Here is a 16,700-nt window from a genome sequence, read left to right as displayed (position 1 = left end):
GGTTATTCCCGCATCAGTTTTTCCAGGTAGTGAATGGTGAAGTCTACCTGTTTGAAGCCGCCATCGCGTATCAGTTTTCGATGCAGGGGTTGGTTGGTCTTGATGCCTTCCACGACCAGCTCGTCCAGGGCGTTCTTCATCCGGCGCCGGGCGATGTCCCGGTCGCTGCCCCAGGTGATGAGCTTGGCGACCAGGGAATCGTAGTAGGGCGGTACGGTGTAGCCGCTGTAGAGGTGCGAATCGACCCGGACGCCGTTGCCGCCCGGCGCGTGGAAGTGCTTGACCTTGCCCGGGCTCGGCACAAAGGTCTGCGGATCTTCCGCGTTGATCCGGCACTCGATGGCGTGGCCGTTGATCTGGATGTCCTCCTGGCGGTACTGCAGCGGCAGGCCGCTGGCGATGCGCAGCTGCTCGCGTACGATGTCGACGCCGGTGACCATTTCCGACACCGGGTGCTCCACCTGGACCCGGGTGTTCATTTCGATGAAGTAGTACTCGCCGTCCTGGTACAGGAACTCGAAGGTACCGGCGCCCACGTAGCCGATCTGCCGGCAGGCATCGACGCAGGCCTGGAGGGTGCGTGCCCGGGCCTCGGGATCGACGTTCGGTGCCGGGGCTTCCTCGATGACCTTCTGGTTGCGCCGTTGCATGGAGCAGTCGCGGTCGCCCAGGTGAATGACGTTGCCGTGCATATCGGCCAGAACCTGGACCTCGACATGGCGGGGCGCTTCCAGGAACTTCTCCAGATACACGGTGGGGTCGCCGAAGGCGTTGCGGGCCTCGCTCTGGGTGATCTGGATCGACTTGAGCAGGGCCGCCTCGGAGTGCACCACCTGCATGCCGCGACCGCCGCCGCCGGCGGCGGCCTTGATCATGACCGGATAACCGATGCGCCGGGCGATTTTCAGGGTCCGTTCGTCGTCATCGGTGAGCGGACCGTCGGAACCGGGCACGGTGGGCACGCCGGCCTTCTTCATGGCCTCGATGGCGGACACCTTGTTGCCCATCAGGCGGATGGTGTCGGCACGCGGGCCGATGAAGCGGAAGCCGCTCTTTTCCACCTGTTCGGCGAAGTCGGCGTTTTCCGCCAGGAAACCGTAGCCGGGGTGGATGCCGACCGAGTCGGTCACTTCCGCGGCGCTGATGATGGCGGGAATGTTCAGGTAGCTGTCGACCGGGCTGTTCGGGCCGATGCAGACGGATTCATCCGCCAGGCGCACGTGCATCAGGTCGCGGTCGACCTGGGAGTGCACCGCAACCGTTTTGATACCCAGCTCCTTGCAGGCGCGCAGGATCCGCAGCGCGATTTCACCGCGGTTTGCGATCAGAACTTTTTCTAACATGGCCATGGGTCACGCTCAGCTGTCTCAGGAAATGACGACCAGGGGCTGGTCAAACTCCACCGGCTGGCCGTTCTCGACCAGGATCTCGGTAATGGTGCCGGCCTTGTCTGCCTCGATCTGGTTCATCATCTTCATGGCCTCGACGATACAGATCACGTCACCTTTGTTGACGGTCTGGCCCACTTCCACGAAGGGCGCGGCGGTGGGCGACGGCGCTCGGTAGAAGGTGCCCACCATCGGTGACTTGACGGTGTGCCCGGCCGGTACGGACGGCGCGGCCGGTGCGTCGGCGGCCGGCGCCGGGGCTTCCGCCGGAGTGGCGGCCTGGGGGGCCGGTGCCGGAATCTGGCTGACGTACTGTGTGCCCACCGGCTGCTCGCGACGGCGGGAGATGCGAACCGAGTCGTCGCCTTCGTGAATCTCCAGCTCCTCGACGTCGGATTCTTCCAGCAGTTCGATGAGTTTCTTGATCTTGCGAATGTCCATAGTCAATCCAGTCTCTTTGTCTTGGTCGATTGGTGAATTCGATGCAGGGCGGCTTCCAGGGCCAGGTCGTAGCCCTGGCTGCCGAGCCCGCAGATAACGCCCTCGGCGATATCGGAAAAATAGGAGTGGTGCCGGAACGGCTCCCGGGCGTGCACGTTGGACAGGTGCACCTCGATGAAGGGAATGGCGGTGGCCAGCAGGGCGTCCCGCAGGGCCACGCTGGTGTGGGTGAACGCCGCCGGGTTGATGATGATGTAGTCCACGCCCTCGCCACGGGCCTCGTGGACCCGTTCGATCAGCTCGTACTCGGCGTTGGACTGGAAATGCAGCAGATGGTGGCCCAGGGCGGTGGCCCTGGCTTTCAGGCGGTCATCGATGTCCGTCAGGGTTTCGTGCCCGTACACCTCGGGCTCCCGGGTCCCGAGCATGTTGAGGTTGGGGCCGTGGAGAACAAGAATGGTGGACATGCGTCAAGTCTGCCTTCTGTTTTACAGGATCGCCGAAATTCGCGGCATTTACCCCCAATGGTGCGTGCTTGTTTGCTTCAGATCAACACTTTTTGACAATCATTCGTGTTGGCAATTGGTCGTAAAAAGGCGGGGCCGGTGACCCGGGCGGGCGATCCATCAGGGAGGGTTATTGTCGGCAAGGCGCCCGCCGGGCGCCATACGACGTTGGGCTCATAGGGGGTCAGCCGTCGGCGACGTTGACGCAGTTGCGCCCCTGGGCCTTGGACACGTAGAGCGCCCGGTCGGCCCGTTCGCACAAGGCCTGGGCGCTCTCGCCACGCCAGGCGGCGACACCGCAGCTGAAGGTGACCTTGAACTCCCGGTCGCCCGCGGGTTGTTGCAGCTCCGAGAAGCGCTCCCGGATTTCGTTGAGCACGTTGCGGGCGTCGCTGAGCCGGGTGCCCGGCAGGATGATGGCGAATTCCTCGCCGCCGTAACGGCCGATGTGGTCGGTTTTGCGCAGGCGCTGTTTCAGGAACATCGACAGGCTGCGCAGCACCCGGTCCCCGATCGGGTGGCCGAACGTGTCGTTCACCTTCTTGAAGTAGTCGATGTCGATCATCGCGAAGCACAGCGGTTGGTCTTTCTTGCGGGCCCGGACGATCTCCTGCTCCAGCAGGTGCAGGGTGTGGGTGTGGTTGTACAGTCCGGTGAGGCTGTCGCGGATCATCAGCGCCAGCAGCGAGCGGGCCCGCCGGCCCCGGTTGTGCAGGGTGGCGATCAGGTGCTTGGGGTCGATCGGCTTGGTCAGGAAGTCGTCGCCGCCCAGACTCATGGCGTGCAGCTGCTTGCTGATGTCGTCCTCTGCCGACAGATAGATGATGGGCACGCTGTGAAAGCGGTCCTGCTGGCGGATGACGCGGGCGATCTCCATGCCGGTGCAGCCGGGCATGTACATGTCGAGGATGATGATCTCCGGCGAGAAGGCGTCGAGGGCATGGATGATCTGCATGGGGTCGGTGATGATGTGGGAGGTCATGCCCGCCTTTTTCAGCACCGTTTCCATGTATTTGGCCTGGGCCTTGGAGTCGTCCAGCACCAGGACCCGATAGGGTTCCACGGCGTTACCGTGGGTGTAGGTTTCGATCTTCTCGATCAGTTGGCCGGGGTCCACGGCGGGGTGGAAAAACTCCTCGCCGCCGCTGCGGGATGCCCGCAGTCGGGTCTCGATGGAACCGTCCTCCTCGCTGACGTAGATGATCGGAATGGGGGTGTCGTGTTGTGCCTGGAGCCGTTCGATGGTGGCGATGCCCGCGTTGGCGGCACCGCCGAAATTGACGTCCATCAGAATGGTTTCGGGCTTGTTCAGGGCGCAGGCCTCAATCAGGCTGTCGCCGTTGTCGAAGGCGGAGGCCCGGAAACCGAAAAATTCCAGCTGACGGATCAGCCGGGACGACATTTCGTCGTTGCCCAGCGCGATGTAAATCGGGGTGCGCCGATACTGTTGCGGGGCCTCGCTGTTCTGGTGGTCGGTTCGGCGCAGGGTGCAGCGGCCGAGTTGGTCCATGGCTTCCTGCAGGCGTGGCCAGAGGGGCTCGCCGGGGGCTTCGCCGGCCGGCCAGTCGGCCATCAGGGTCAGCACCTGCTGGCCGGCGTCGGCGTGGCTGGCCATCTCGAAGCGCTGGGCGTAGCGGACCAGTTTGTCGGCCGCGGTGGCCAGTTCTTCCCGGTGGTCGGCTGCCAGCGTGTGGTCGGAGTGGATCTTCTGCCAGGTATCCAGCACCACCCGTGCCTGGGTCGTCACGCGTCGCGCGAAATGCTGTCGGAGTTTCTCTTTCTGGCTTTCCTCGGTCATTGTGTTCCGGCCTGCCCGTGTCTGTGGTCGCGTTCTACCGTCCGGTCCTGGACGCATTTTCTAACCTTAGTGCTTTTGCAGAGTCTATAGTGTTTAAAGTTGTCGGCGTAGGTTGCTCAATGTAAATGTTTGTCAACTCTGGGGGGCGGGTCACAATCCGGCGGCAGCGCGGCGTCATGTCGCTGGGCAGCCTGCTGCTGATCTTCACCGGAACGCTGCTGGTGGCGGTGCTGCTGGCGGGCATTGTCACCAGCTTTGGCTATTTCCGAGGGTACGTGTCCGAGCAGCTGGCCGGGCATGCCCGGGACGGCGCCACGGCGATCGGGCTGTCCCTGTCCAATGCCATCGACGGCGCCGATCCGGTGGCCTCCGCCTCCCTCATCGACGCCGTGTTCGACAGCGGCCGCTACCTGAGTATCCGGTATCTGGACTTGCAGGGTGCGCCGGTGGCCGGCCGTGCAAAGCCGTTGTCCAGCCCGGGGGTTCCCGGCTGGTTCCGGCGCCTGGCGGACCTGGCCCTGCCGGTGGCCGAGGCGGAGGTGGTCCGGGGCTGGCGGCGCCTGGGCAAGGTGCAGGTGGTCAGCGACCCGGGGCGGGCTTATCGTGATCTGTGGCGGATCAGTCTTGCCCTGATACTGGGGGCCGCGGTCATTGGCGTGGCCGGGCTGGTGGTGCTGTTCGTGCTGATCCGCTGGACCCTGCGCCCGCTGGCGGCCCTAGAAGCTCAGGCCCATGCCCTGGGACAACGGGACTTCCGGCGTCGGGTCTCGGTGCGCTCGACCCGCGAGCTGAACCGGGTGACCGAGGCCATGAATCAGATGGCGGACGACCTCGGCCTGCTGTTTGAAGGCCAAGCCAAGCTGATTCAGCACCTGCGTCGGCTGAGCAACGAGGACGGGGTGACTGGACTGGCCAGTCGGAAGGCGTTCGACCAGCGCCTGAAGACGGAGCTGGAATCGGAGGAGAAGTCGGCCCCGGGCATCCTGATGCTGCTGCAACTGCGGGATTTTGCCGGTTTCAACCAGGCCTGTGGCCGCGCTGCCGGGGATCAGCTGCTACGCCAGGTGGCGACAGTCATCCAGCGTTTCCTGGCGGGCCATAGCGGAGGCTTCGCTGGCCGCCGGACCGGTGCCGAGTTCGCCATCTATCTGCCGGGTGCACTGCCGTCCGATGCCCGCGTCTGGTGCCAGGCGTTGGTGCAGGAGCTGGATGGCCTGTATGCCGACCGGGCGTCGCCACGGGCGGTGGCGGTACACGCCGGGATTGCCCGTGCCGAGCCGGGGCTTCGGGCCCGGACGCTGATGGCGGCGGCGGATGAGGCGTTGCGGCAGGCTCAGTCCCGGGAGGACTCAGACTGGGCATTCGCCGACGGCGGTCAGGAGCATCACCATTCCATGGAAACCTGGCGCGCCATCATCGCCCAGGCCATCCGCGAGGGCCAGGTGGTGTTCTGGCTGCAGCCGATGCTGAGGGAGGCGGGCGGCCGGCCGATCTACCATCAGGTCTTTTCCCGCATCCGGACCCCCGAGGGAACGCTCAAGGCGGGTGTGTTCGTGCCAATGGCCGAGCGTTTCGGGTTGGTGGAGGCAATTGACCGGCTGCTGGTACGCCAAGTATTGGCGCGGCTGAAGGCGCACCCGGAGCAGCCGCTGGCGGTGTCGCTGGCCGGGGCCTCGGTGGCCAGTGAGCCGTTTCGCCGGGACCTGGTGGCGTGGCTGGCCCGGGCCGGCCGGCCGGTGGTGTCGAATCTTTGGATCGGCCTGTCCGAGCAGACGATCCACCACCACCGCAAAGCCGTGGGGCAGTTGCTGCGGGCGCTGGCCAGGCTGGATGTGCCGGTGCTGGTGGACCACTTCGGGGTCGGCGGTGTGCCGTTCAGCTATCTGAGAAATCTGCCGTTTTGTGCCCTGCGTATCGATCACAGTTTCATCCACGGCATCGATGGTCACGAGGAGAACCGTTTCTATCTGGAATCGGTGATCGCCATCGCCCACAGCCGCGGTGTCCGCGTTTTCGCCAGCGGTGTGGAAACGGCGGCGGAGTACGCGATACTGTGCAAGCTGGGTATCGACGGCGCCATGGGGTACCATTTGGGGCGGCCGTTTGCAGCGGATCAGCAACCGACAGGGGATTGAGGAGTCTTATGGCTGGCAAGATCGGACAATTCTTCAGGGAACGCAAAGAGGACGCGCTGGATTATGTCGGCGGGGGCGGTGTGTTCGGCAAGTTCATTGTCGCGGCGCTGGTGGTCTACCTGCTGGTGGCCATTGTTCTGGGCATGTACTGGAGCCGGGAGCCGGAAACGTTCTCGGTGCGGGAGCACACCCGCAACCTGGCCAACGCCATGGGGCGGGAGCCGGTAACCGGATTCGCCACCACCGCCACCATGATCCGGCTGGCGGAAACCCTGCTGGACAAGCCCGGCGGATACATTTCCAATGATATCTTCCCGCCCGGGCTGTGGCTGGACAACATGCCAAACTGGGAATACGGGGTGCTGGTGCAGCTCCGGGACCTGTCCCGGGCCATGCGTAAGGACATCAGTCGTTCCCAGAGCCAGTCCGCCGAGGACCCGGACTTGATCATTGCCGAGCCCCAGTTCCACTTCGACAGCCGAAGCTGGGCGATTCCGTCGACCGAGGCGGAGTACCGCCGGGGCATCGAGGCGCTGAAGCGCTACCTGAACCGGCTGTCCAACCCCGAGCACGCGGATGCCCAGTTCTTTGCCCGGGCCGACAATCTCAGCAATTGGCTGGCGGACCTGGAAACACGGCTGGGCAGTCTGTCCCGGACCCTGGGCGAAAGTGTCGGCAAGGCCTCCATCTCCGATGCCATCGCCAATCTGGATCCGGACAACCCCCTGGATGAGGAAACCGGTGGCGAGAGTGTGAAGACGCCCTGGACCAAGATCGACGACGTGTTCTACGAGGCCCGTGGCAGTGCCTGGGCCCTGCTGCACATCTTCCGGGCCATCGAGGTGGATTTCCGCAAGGTGCTGCAGGACAAGAACGCCATGGCCAGCGTCAAGCAGATCATCATCGAGCTGGAGGGCACTCAGGGCGAGATGTGGAGCCCGGTGATTCTCAACGGCAGCGGCTTTGGTGTTCTGGCCAACCACTCGCTGACCATGGCCGCCTACCTGTCCCGGGCCAACGCCGCGATCAGCGACATGCGGGACCTTCTGTCCCGGGGTTGAGGCGGGCTTTTCCGACCATAAAAAACCGGGCCGTGGCCCGGTTTTTTGTCGCCGTCGATCAGGCTTTGCTCTTCTGGTAGGCGCTGATGGCGTCTTCGATGGCTTTCTTGGCCGCGGCGGCGTTGTCCCAGCCTTCGACCTTCACCCACTTGCCGGGCTCCAGGGTCTTGTAGTTTTCGAAGAAGTGTTTGATCTGGTCGCGCAGCAGCTCGGGCAGATCTTCCACTTCCTTGATACCGTGATAGGACTGGGTCAGCTTGTCGTGCGGTACCGCCACCAGCTTGGCGTCGCCACCGGCCTCGTCCACCATGTTCAGCACACCGACCGGGCGGCAGCGGATCACGGATCCGGCCTGAACCGGGTACGGGGTGACCACCAGCACGTCGAGGGGGTCGCCGTCGTCGGCCAGGGTGTGGGGGATGAAGCCGTAGTTGGCCGGGTAGAACATCGGGGTGGCCATGAAGCGGTCAACCAGCAGAGTGCCCATGTCTTTGTCCAGCTCGTACTTGACCGGGGAGCTGTTGGCCGGGATTTCGATCGCCACGTAGATGTCTTCGGGCGGGTTCTTGCCAGCGGGAATGTTGTCGAATTGCATGTTCGGTCCTTCCTGGGTTGAAGGTGGGTTGGACTGCGATGAAGAAAAAGTGGCCGCAATTATACGGAACTTGGCTGCCGTTCGGAACTAAACCTTGGTCTCGTCGTGCCACCTGGCGATGGGCCCCGGCTACAGCCGCAGCTGCTTGGCGATCAGCTCTTTCATGATTTCCGTCGTGCCGCCGCCGATCGACAGGATCTTCGCGTCCCGGTACAGCCGTTCCACCACCGACTCCCGCATGTAGCCCATGCCGCCCAGCAGCTGCACCGCTTCCCGGGTAACCCGCTCGCAGACCTCCACCGCGAAGTTCTTGGCCATGGCGACCTGGGTGACCGGCCTATGCCCGGCCTGCATCAGGGCGGCGCAGCGGTAGGTGTACTCCCGGGCCACGTCGATCCCGGAGGCCATGTCCACCAGTTTGTGGCGGGTGACCTGGAAGCCGGTCAGCGAACGGCCGAAAGCCTGGCGTTGCCGGCTGTGGTCGAGGGCGGCCTCGTAGGCGAGCTGGGCCGTCATGTAGGCCATCACGCACAGACTCAGGCGCTCGCTCAGAAAATTATCCATGATGGCGATGAAGCCGGCGTTCTCGGCGCCGATCAGCCGCTCCGCAGGCACCCGGCAGTCCTGGAAGAACAGCTCGGCGGTGTCGCTGGCCCACCAGCCCATCTTCCGCAGTTTGCGGCCGGTGCTGAAGCCGGGGGTGTCGCGGTCGATCAGCAGCAGGCTGATGCCACCGTGGCCGTCGCCACCGGTGCGCACCGCCACGGTGACGTGATCGGCCCGGGCGCCGCTGGTGATGAACGTCTTGCTGCCGTTGACGCGGTAGTGATCGCCCTCGCGGACGGCCCGGGTTCGCAGGCTGGCCACGTCCGAACCGCCCCCCGGCTCGGTGATCGCGAGGGCGGCGATGGCGTCGCCCCGGAGCACGGCGGGAACCACCGCGTCACGCACTGCCGGTCGGGCCCACTTGACCACCGGGGGCAGGGCGATATCGAGGGCGCCCAGGCTGGCCACCAAGCCCCCGGAGGTCGAGCGCATCAGCTCTTCCGAGACCGCGATCTTCAGAAACAGGTCGCCTTCGCCGCTGCCGCCCAGGGCCTCCGGATAGCCGATGCCCAGCAGGCCGGCGGCGCCCGCCTTGCGGTAGAGTTCCCTGGGAAATTCGCCGGCTTCCTCCCAGTCCTGGATGTCGGGAAGCACCTCGGTGTCGATGAAACGGCGCGCGGTCAGGCGTGCCTGCTGGTGGGTCTCGTTGAAGTATGAGCTCACGGCCGTCCCCTGTGTTGGTCTTGTTATGGTCGCCGTGTCAGTGTCCCGTAAAACCGGATACCAAGCAAGCGCTTGGTTTGTCGGCGGGGCGGAAAAAAGCCGGCTCTTGGCCGGCTTGGCTGGCGGGTTCAGGCGCCGGGCCGTGCGATGCTCTGGACGCCGTTGGCGGTGCCCAACAGCAGCAGATCCGCGGGGCGGCGGGCGAACAGGCCGTTGGTGACCACCCCGACGATGTGATTCAGCTGCTCCTCCACCTGGATCGGGCGGGCGATGTCCAGGTTGTGAATGTCCAGGATGATGTTGCCGTTGTCGGTGACGAATCCCTCCCGGTAAACCGGGTCGCCGCCCAGTTTGACGATCTCCCGGCCGACGTGGCTGCGGGCCATGGGAATGACTTCCACCGGCAGCGGGAACCGGCCGAGCACGTCGACTTTCTTGGATTCGTCGGCGATGCAGATGAAGGTGCGTGCCACCGCCGCCACGATTTTCTCCCGGGTCAGGGCGCCGCCGCCGCCCTTGATCAGTTCCAGCCGCTCGTTGGTTTCGTCGGCGCCGTCCACGTAGAACTCCAGCTCACCCACGGCGTTCAGATCGTACACCGGGATGCCGTGGCGCTTCAGCCGCTCGGCGGTGGCCTCGGAGCTGGCTACGGCACCGTCGAACTCGTTCTTCAGTTTGGCCAGGCAGTCAATGAAGTGGTTGGCAGTGCTGCCGGTACCGACGCCGACGATGCTGTCCCGGTCGAGCCGGGGGGCGATGTAGTCGACGGCGGCCTGGGCCACGGCCCGCTTGAGTTCGTCCTGGGTCATGTTGCGCTCCGAGTGTCTGGGGTCAAAGATCCCGCCATTATAGCGGCCCAGGGCGGGTGCATGTAGACGGCTGCCCGGCAAAGTTTCTACACTGTGAGTTTTTCCCGCTGACCCACCTGATAACCGGAACCACTATGCCGCAACGCTACATCAAGAAGATTCTCGATGCGCGCGTCTATGACGTCGCCATCGAAACACCCCTGACGGAAGCCCGTAACCTGTCCAAACGCCTTGGCAACACCATTCTGCTCAAGCGTGAAGACCTTCAGCCGGTGTTCTCCTTCAAGATTCGTGGCGCCTACAACCGGATCGCCCAGCTCTCGGAAGAGCAGAAGGCCAGGGGCGTCATCTGTGCGTCCGCAGGCAATCACGCCCAGGGGGTGGCTCTGGCGGCCCGCAAACTCGGCATCCGGGCGGTGATTGTGATGCCCCAGACCACGCCGGACATCAAGGTGAAATCGGTGCGGGACCACGGTGCCCGGGTGGTGCTCAAGGGCGACGCCTTCGACGAGGCGGCCGCCCATGCTCAGGAGCTGATCCAGAAGCACGGCTATACCTACATCCCGCCCTACGATGACCCTGACGTCATCGCCGGCCAGGGAACCGTGGCCATGGAGATGATGTGGCAGTTCTCGCAGCCCCTGCACGCGGTGTTCATTCCGGTCGGTGGTGGCGGGCTGATTGCCGGCATGGCGGCCTACATCAAGTACCTGCGCCCGGACATCAAGGTGATCGGGGTGGAGCCGGAGGACTCCAACTGCCTTCAGGCCGCACTGCGCGCGGGCGAGCGGGTGGTTCTGGATGACGTGGGCATCTTCGCCGATGGCGTGGCGGTGCGCCAGATTGGCGAGGAACCCTGGAACCTCTGCAAGGACAGGGTGGATGAGGTGATCACCGTTGGTACCGACGAGATCTGCGCGGCGATCAAGGATGTGTTTGAGGATACCCGTTCCATCGCCGAGCCCGCCGGCGCCCTGTCCGTGGCGGGCCTGAAGCGGTACGTGGAACGGGAAGGACTGGAGGGCGAGAACCTGGCGGCGGTGCTCAGTGGCGCCAACATGAACTTCGACCGGCTGCGCTACATTTCGGAACGCACCGAGATCGGCGAGCGCCGGGAGGCGATCCTGGCGGTGACCATTCCGGAGCAGCCGGGGGCCTTCAAGACCTTCATCAACGCCCTACACAAGCGCAGCATCACCGAGTTCAATTACCGCTACGCGGATGCGCGCAAGGCGGTCATCTTCGTCGGCATCCAGATCCAGGCCGGAGGCTATGGCCGGGATGAGCTGGTACAGGAACTGCGGCAATCCGGCTACTCGGTGGTGGACCTGACCGACAGCGACCTGGCCAAGCAGCACATCCGGCACATGGTGGGCGGGCACGCCCCGACCATCGATAATGAGAAAGTCTACCAGTTCGAGTTTCCGGAACGGCCGGGGGCGCTGCTGAAGTTCCTCATGTCCCTGGGCACCCGTTGGAACATTTCCATGTTCCATTACCGCAACCACGGTGCGGCCTACAGCCGGGTGTTGCTGGGCGCGCAAGTGAACGACGACGAACAGGCGGACTTCGAGAAAATGCTGGACAAGGTCGGCTTCCGGTACGAAAACATGACCGACAACGAGGCTTACCGGCTGTTTCTCGGGGCGGGCAACGGAAACGAGCGGTAAATTCGGTGAAGGTTACCGAACTTTAACCCGTGAAAAATTGTAAAAATGAAGTTGCGTGTTAGTCTTTCGTCTAATTCTGCAAAGCCGGAATAGCTGGCTGATTTTCCGACTGTTTACCAACCACCTTGATCCGAGGGTATCACGACCATGGGCGGCAGGCCTGACATCATCAAAGCCATTGTGCTGATCTTTGCCGCCGGTCTCGTGATTACCGGGTTCACATCGATCCAGGCATCCGAGGACACGTCCCGCGATCAGGAGCCCGTCACCGTGGGGGCTCCGGCCGGCGAGGCGGTGCTGAACCGGTAACAACGCCGGTCCGTCACCACCCCGTGCAGGGGCACATCCCACGGTTCGATGGGCAACGCCGTCACTTTCTGACACTCATGGGCCAGGCCGATCAGCTTGGGCGCCAGTCTTGGCCGATGCCGGCTGAAGGCAAACGTCCGGTCGTAGAAGCCCCCGCCCATGCCCAGGCGCCCGCCCTGCTCGTCAAACCCCACCAGCGGAAACAGAACCGCATCCAGGGCCCAGACCGGTCGGCGCAGGCCGTGCCGGAACTCGGGCTCGGGGATGCCGAAACGGTTCGGTCGTAATACCACACCATCATCATAGGGGCTGAACACCAGTCGGCCGGTATGGATGGGGTGCAGCACCGGCAGGTAGAAATGGACGCCCCGGCGCCGGGCCAGGTCGACGTAAGGCCGGGGATCAATCTCGCCGTCGTTGGGCAGGTACACCGCGACATGGCGTGCCCGGTACAGGTCCGGGTGCCGCAGCAGGTTCAGGGCCAGCGCCTCGGCCGCCTGTTGCTGCTGCTCGAACGACAGGGCTCGGCGCAGACTCCGCAGGTGCTTGCGCAACTGGCTGCGATCCAGAGTATCGGGATGGGGCGCAAAGGACCGAGGGTGGGGAAAGGTGTTCAAGGTAAAGCTTCCCGGGCTGCCGTTATCGGATGTGGCCCTTGAACCCAAGGTTCAAGGTTGGTGGCCGCTGTGACATATTAGGCTTTCCCCGTCGGGGACGTGCTCACAATGCCCTGAAGTAGCCACCTGGGTAGTGCGCATCGGCTCGAGGACGTATCCGACCATCGCGAACAGCCCAGGAAGTTGTGACCATTATACGGGTAGCCCCGGGGCGGATTGCAACACCTGATCGGTAATCAATGATTGCCGTTTTCCCCGAGAGCCTGGTCAAGCTTGCTGCCCATGGCCTTGAGGATGGCACTGGTGGCGTCCGACATGGAGTCCCGCTCCAGCAGTTCATGGGTGATGTTCAGGGCCGCCATCACCGCGATCCGCTCGACGCCGAAGACCTTGCCGCTGGAGCGGATCTCCCGCATCTTGCCGTCCAGGTGCCTGGCCGCCCGGATCAGGGCCTCGCGTTCTTCTTCCGGGCAGGCAACCAGGTACTCCTTGTCGAGAATCTTCACCTCGACGGTGGTGGATTTCTGAGACATCAGTGGTGCTCCAGTGCCCGCAGGCGGCCGATCATGGCTTCGATCTTGTTCTTGGCCAGGTCGTTCTTGTGCATCAGCTGGGCCCGTTCCCGGTTCCAGTCATCCTGCAGCGCCCGCAGCATCGCATTGTCGCGCTCCAGTTTTTCGCAGCGCTCGATGAGCTTGTCCAGCTTGTCTGCTAATGCCTGTACTTCGGACTGTTCCATGACCTGCCCAGCATTGGTGGTTGTGAATGCGATTAACTATAAGTGTGCACCGTAACCCGGTCAATTTACAGGCTTGTCATCGCCCGGGTCCGTGACCGGTGTCACCCGGGACGGGCGCCGCCCCAGCCCGCCCGACTCTGTCGCCAGCCGCTCAGGGCAGGAACCAGGCCAACCAACAGCGCCGCCACCGGCACGGCCGCCAGCAGTCCCCATTCGGCCAGATCCAGAGGACGCAGACGCAGGTTCAGGCCGTAGCTGTCCAGCAGCCAGGGGGACAGCAGAGCCAGGGTCAGGGCGCCGATCGCCACGGCCAGGCCGCAGGATACCAAGGCCAGGGTCACGCACTCGATGACCTGGAGCGCGCCGATCAGCGCCGGCGACGCGCCGGTGGCCCGGAGGACGGCAACCTCGTGAGCCCGTTGTGCCTGGAGTGTGAGCAGCACGGCGGCCAGGCCGGCCAGGCTGGTGATCACCACGAAGCCGGTGATCGCCAGCAGTGCCCGTTCGAACTGGCCCATCAGGCGCCAGAGTTCGCTGAGTGCCACTCCTGGCAGGATGGCACTCAGGGGCTCGCCTTCGAACTCGTTGATTGCCCGCTGTACCCGGAACGTCAGCACCGGATTCTTCAGGCCGATGTAAATGGCGGTGATGGCCCCCGGCGTGAACGTGCGCTGGCGGGCCTGCTCCGGCGTCAGGGTGCGCCCGGGGGCGGCGATGCCCGACTCCCAGCCGACATGGATGGCTTCCATGCCGTCCAGGCTGATGTATACCCCCTGATCCACCGGGGTGCCGGTGGCGGCCAGAATGCCGCTGACCCGAAACGGCGTGGCGGCATGGGTGACGAAGCTGGTCCGGCCTCCGCCGTGGGATAGGATGATCTGGTCATCGAGCTGATGCCCCAGTTCCCGGGCCACGCTGGCGCCCAGCACCACGTCAAACATGTCGCTGAACCAGTGGCCGCTTGCCAGGCGCAGCGGCTGATCCTGGCCGTAGCGGAAATGATCCAGAAAGCGCCGGTCGGTGGCGACCACCCGATAGCCCCGGTAGCTGTCGCCCAGGGAGATGGGGACCAGCCAGTCGATGCGGTCGTCGGCTTCGAGCGCCTGGAAGGTGGACCAACGGATGTTGTTGGTGGCGTTGCCGATATGGAACACCGTGTAAAGCAGCAGGTTCAGGGGGCCGCTGCGGGCACCGACGATCAGGTCGGTGCCGTTGATGGTGCTGGTGAACGTGTGCCGGACCTCGGTACGCAGGTATTGGATGCCCAACAGCAGGCTCACGCTCAGGGTCAGGGTCAGGCAGGCCAGGGCCAGCACGCGGCGCCGGTGCCAGAGGCTGGCCAGGGCCAAGTCCAGGGCTAGCCTAGCGTTCATGGTGCGATCTCCCGAGGCGGACGTGGTGATGGAAGTGGTGACCGAGGCTTGGGTCATGGCTGACGAACACCACCGCGATGCGGTGTTCCCGCGCCAGCCCCAGCAGTAGGTCGAGGAACCGATCCCGATTGTCGGTATCCAGGGCAGAGGTGGGCTCATCGGCCAGGATCAGCGGCGGCGCCCCGATCAGCGCCCGGGCCGCGGCCACCCGTTGCTGCTGGCCGATGGACAGGCCGGTGACTTTGCGGTGCCAGTGGTCTTCCGGGATATCAAGCTGTTTCAGCAGGGCCCGGGCAGCCGGTTCAGGGGCCGGGAGAGCCCGAGCCCGGCGCTCGGGCGACAGCCGACAGGGCAGGGTGACGTTGGCCAGTGCGCTCAGGTAGGGCACCAAGTTGAACTGTTGGAAAATGATCCCCAGATGGTTCGCCCGGAATCGGTCCAGGGCGCCGCGCCGCAGCTGCCCCAGATCCTGGTCCAACACCTGAATTTGGCCCGTATCGGGGCGCTGCAGGCCGCAGATCAGGCCGAGCAGGGTGCTCTTGCCGCTGCCGCTGGCCCCCTGCAGGAACAGGTGCTCGCCCCGGGGCAGTTCCAGGTCCGGAAACCGGAGTCTGGGCTGGTCAGGCTGCCAGCGGAAGCTCAGGTCCCGTGTTCGCAGGGCCGGCGCTGGTGGCTCAGCCGGTGCCGGTGCGGTATCTTGCGTCTCAGTCATGTTGGTCGCCGCGCGTACGGTGTAAGATGGCGGGGTTTGCTGTCCCCGGATGTTACTGGCAGAGGTTCGTGATGATGTCCGTTCGCCGTGTTTGGCGCCCGCTGTTCGTGTGGTTGTTTTGTCTGACGGCGTTGCCGGTTACCGCCGAGCTCCGTGAAATCGACTGGCTGGAGCTGATGCCCGCGGAGGACCTCGCGTTGCTCGAGAATATGCCAGAAATCGTGCACGAGGGCGACGGCCCGGCCCTGCTGCCGGATGAGATCATGACCGGTCGGGTGGTGCCGGAAATGGCCAATGTCGAGGGCCGTATTCCCGGCTTCGTGGTGCCCCTGAAAACCACACAGGACATGAAGATCCTGGAGTTCTTCCTGGTCCCCTATTACGGCGCGTGTATTCACGTGCCGCCGCCGCCACCGAATCAGATCATCCACGTCACCTACGCCCCCGGCTTTTATCTGGAGGCCCTGTTCGACCCCATCTGGGTCGAGGGCACCTTGAAGATCGAGCGAACCGAGCACGCGGTCGGCACCTCGTCCTATTCTATGGTGGCGGACAAGGTGACCCCCTACGAACAATAGCGGAACCTCACCGGCCCAGCGTGATGCGGCGATCCTTGCCGGTCAGGCGCGTGGCGCCTTGGCCCCGGTCGCCGGCCCACTGGACGGACAGCTCGTCCATGTGCTCGGTATCGGTCATCAGCGGCGTGGTCAGCTCGTCGGTATCGGCCAGCTCCGGGCAGTCCAGGGTTTGGCTGACCTCGAACTCAGAATGGTGGTGTTCGTGAGCTTCACCGTCATGATCGTGGTCGTGGTCGTGGTCGTGGTCGTGGTCGTGGTCGTGGTCGTGGTCGTGGTCGTGGTCGTGGTCATGATCGTGATCGTGATCGTGATCATGAGGCTCATCCGCCCCATGAACCCCTTGGATCTGGTGCACCGATCCTTCGCGGATCACGCAGCTGGCCGAGGCGGTGTTCACCAAGGGGGTTTCCGACAGCCACGCTTTCACCCGGGCCAGTGCCTGGCGCTGGGCCTCGGTTTGCGGTGCGTGTTCAAAGCCGAGCAAGTTGTGGGCGGGCGTTTCCAGCAACAGGTCGATCCGGGTACCGTCGATCGCCAGGGACAGTTCGCCATGCCCGTGCTGGTGTGCGGCCAGATTGTCCGCAGCGCTGGCGGCGGTTGCCGGCAGCAGCAAGGCCAGGAACAGCGAGGAGCGTCGGTGGATGGGGTGTTTCATACGAGGTCTCCGATTAGGTTTGGTACGTTATAACATATTTTTCTC

General features: G+C 64.3%; 17 protein-coding genes and 1 other RNA gene. 4 read left to right on the top strand and 14 right to left on the bottom strand.

Annotated elements, in window-relative coordinates; translation table 11 throughout:
- Window positions 1-2: 2 nt before the first annotated feature.
- From accC to BTO32_RS12025, 4 genes are all read right to left on the bottom strand, one after another.
- Complete coding sequence (gene accC / locus BTO32_RS12040; protein ID WP_217697025.1) at window positions 3-1,343, bottom strand: acetyl-CoA carboxylase biotin carboxylase subunit; 1,341 nt, start codon at window positions 1,341-1,343, stop codon at window positions 3-5.
- A 24-nt stretch (window positions 1,344-1,367) separates the two neighbouring features.
- Window positions 1,368-1,829 carry an acetyl-CoA carboxylase biotin carboxyl carrier protein gene (gene accB / locus BTO32_RS12035; protein WP_076724862.1) on the bottom strand — a complete coding sequence of 154 codons (462 nt, stop codon included), beginning with the start codon at window positions 1,827-1,829 and terminating at the stop codon, window positions 1,368-1,370.
- Window positions 1,830-1,831: 2 nt separating this feature from the next.
- Window positions 1,832-2,296, bottom strand: coding sequence for a type II 3-dehydroquinate dehydratase (gene aroQ, locus BTO32_RS12030; RefSeq protein WP_076724861.1), 465 nt, complete (start codon window positions 2,294-2,296; stop codon window positions 1,832-1,834).
- A 223-nt stretch (window positions 2,297-2,519) separates the two neighbouring features.
- A complete protein-coding gene (locus BTO32_RS12025) occupies window positions 2,520-4,133 on the bottom strand; it encodes a diguanylate cyclase (RefSeq protein ID WP_076724860.1) in 1,614 nt (537 codons plus the stop codon).
- Between the two features lie 125 nt (window positions 4,134-4,258).
- Here BTO32_RS12025 and BTO32_RS12020 point away from each other — a divergent pair, with 125 nt between their 5' ends.
- Both BTO32_RS12020 and BTO32_RS12015 read left to right on the top strand, forming a co-directional pair.
- Entirely contained in the window at window positions 4,259-6,268 is a 2,010-nt protein-coding gene (locus tag BTO32_RS12020; RefSeq protein WP_076724859.1) for a bifunctional diguanylate cyclase/phosphodiesterase, read from the top strand.
- An 8-nt stretch (window positions 6,269-6,276) separates the two neighbouring features.
- Window positions 6,277-7,329 carry a DUF2333 family protein gene (locus BTO32_RS12015; protein WP_076724858.1) on the top strand — a complete coding sequence of 351 codons (1,053 nt, stop codon included), beginning with the start codon at window positions 6,277-6,279 and terminating at the stop codon, window positions 7,327-7,329.
- 58 nt (window positions 7,330-7,387) lie between these two features.
- On the opposite strand, the gene ppa is transcribed toward BTO32_RS12015, so the two are convergent.
- The 3 genes from ppa to rpiA all read right to left on the bottom strand — a co-directional run bounded on the left by ppa (window position 7,388) and on the right by rpiA (window position 10,002).
- Window positions 7,388-7,924, bottom strand: coding sequence for an inorganic diphosphatase (gene ppa / locus BTO32_RS12010; protein ID WP_076724857.1), 537 nt, complete (start codon window positions 7,922-7,924; stop codon window positions 7,388-7,390).
- Between the two features lie 129 nt (window positions 7,925-8,053).
- Window positions 8,054-9,193 carry an acyl-CoA dehydrogenase family protein gene (locus BTO32_RS12005; protein ID WP_076724856.1) on the bottom strand — a complete coding sequence of 380 codons (1,140 nt, stop codon included), beginning with the start codon at window positions 9,191-9,193 and terminating at the stop codon, window positions 8,054-8,056.
- Between the two features lie 128 nt (window positions 9,194-9,321).
- Complete coding sequence (gene rpiA / locus BTO32_RS12000; protein WP_076724855.1) at window positions 9,322-10,002, bottom strand: ribose-5-phosphate isomerase RpiA; 681 nt, start codon at window positions 10,000-10,002, stop codon at window positions 9,322-9,324.
- 134 nt (window positions 10,003-10,136) lie between these two features.
- Between rpiA and ilvA the strand changes: the two genes are divergently transcribed.
- Window positions 10,137-11,672, top strand: coding sequence for a threonine ammonia-lyase, biosynthetic (gene ilvA / locus BTO32_RS11995; protein ID WP_076724854.1), 1,536 nt, complete (start codon window positions 10,137-10,139; stop codon window positions 11,670-11,672).
- A gap of 254 nt (window positions 11,673-11,926) precedes the next feature.
- Here ilvA and BTO32_RS11990 read toward each other — a convergent pair whose 3' ends face one another.
- From BTO32_RS11990 to BTO32_RS11965, 6 genes are all read right to left on the bottom strand, one after another.
- Entirely contained in the window at window positions 11,927-12,598 is a 672-nt protein-coding gene (locus BTO32_RS11990; protein WP_076724853.1) for a 5-formyltetrahydrofolate cyclo-ligase, read from the bottom strand.
- A gap of 4 nt (window positions 12,599-12,602) precedes the next feature.
- Window positions 12,603-12,783, bottom strand: a non-coding RNA gene (ssrS, locus tag BTO32_RS11985) — 6S RNA.
- Between the two features lie 51 nt (window positions 12,784-12,834).
- Window positions 12,835-13,131, bottom strand: a complete 297-nt coding sequence (locus tag BTO32_RS11980) for a cell division protein ZapA (RefSeq protein ID WP_076724852.1) — start codon at window positions 13,129-13,131, stop codon at window positions 12,835-12,837.
- A complete protein-coding gene (locus BTO32_RS11975; protein ID WP_076724851.1) occupies window positions 13,131-13,337 on the bottom strand; it encodes a TIGR02449 family protein in 207 nt (68 codons plus the stop codon). The genes BTO32_RS11980 and BTO32_RS11975 overlap by 1 nt, the downstream gene beginning before the upstream one ends.
- Before the next feature lie 101 nt (window positions 13,338-13,438).
- The gene (locus tag BTO32_RS11970) at window positions 13,439-14,710 is read right to left on the bottom strand and encodes an ABC transporter permease (RefSeq protein ID WP_076724850.1); all 1,272 of its coding nucleotides are present in this window, start codon (window positions 14,708-14,710) and stop codon (window positions 13,439-13,441) included.
- Window positions 14,700-15,422, bottom strand: a complete 723-nt coding sequence (locus BTO32_RS11965; RefSeq protein ID WP_076724849.1) for an ABC transporter ATP-binding protein — start codon at window positions 15,420-15,422, stop codon at window positions 14,700-14,702. Before BTO32_RS11965 ends, BTO32_RS11970 begins: the two co-directional genes overlap by 11 nt.
- Window positions 15,423-15,493: 71 nt before the next feature.
- On the opposite strand from BTO32_RS11965, the gene BTO32_RS11960 reads away from it, so the two are divergent.
- On the top strand, window positions 15,494-16,000 hold the full coding sequence (locus BTO32_RS11960) for a DUF3299 domain-containing protein (protein ID WP_076724848.1): 507 nt from the start codon (window positions 15,494-15,496) through the stop codon (window positions 15,998-16,000).
- Window positions 16,001-16,007: 7 nt separating this feature from the next.
- On the opposite strand, the gene BTO32_RS11955 is transcribed toward BTO32_RS11960, so the two are convergent.
- Complete coding sequence (locus tag BTO32_RS11955; RefSeq protein WP_076724847.1) at window positions 16,008-16,655, bottom strand: ZrgA family zinc uptake protein; 648 nt, start codon at window positions 16,653-16,655, stop codon at window positions 16,008-16,010.
- Window positions 16,656-16,700: the final 45 nt, after the last annotated feature.

The organism is Marinobacter lutaoensis (genome assembly GCF_001981305.1).
Lineage (GTDB): Bacteria > Pseudomonadota > Gammaproteobacteria > Pseudomonadales > Oleiphilaceae > Marinobacter > Marinobacter lutaoensis.
Note: the sequence above shows the minus strand (reverse complement) of the source record. Positions and strands in the feature narration are given on the sequence as shown.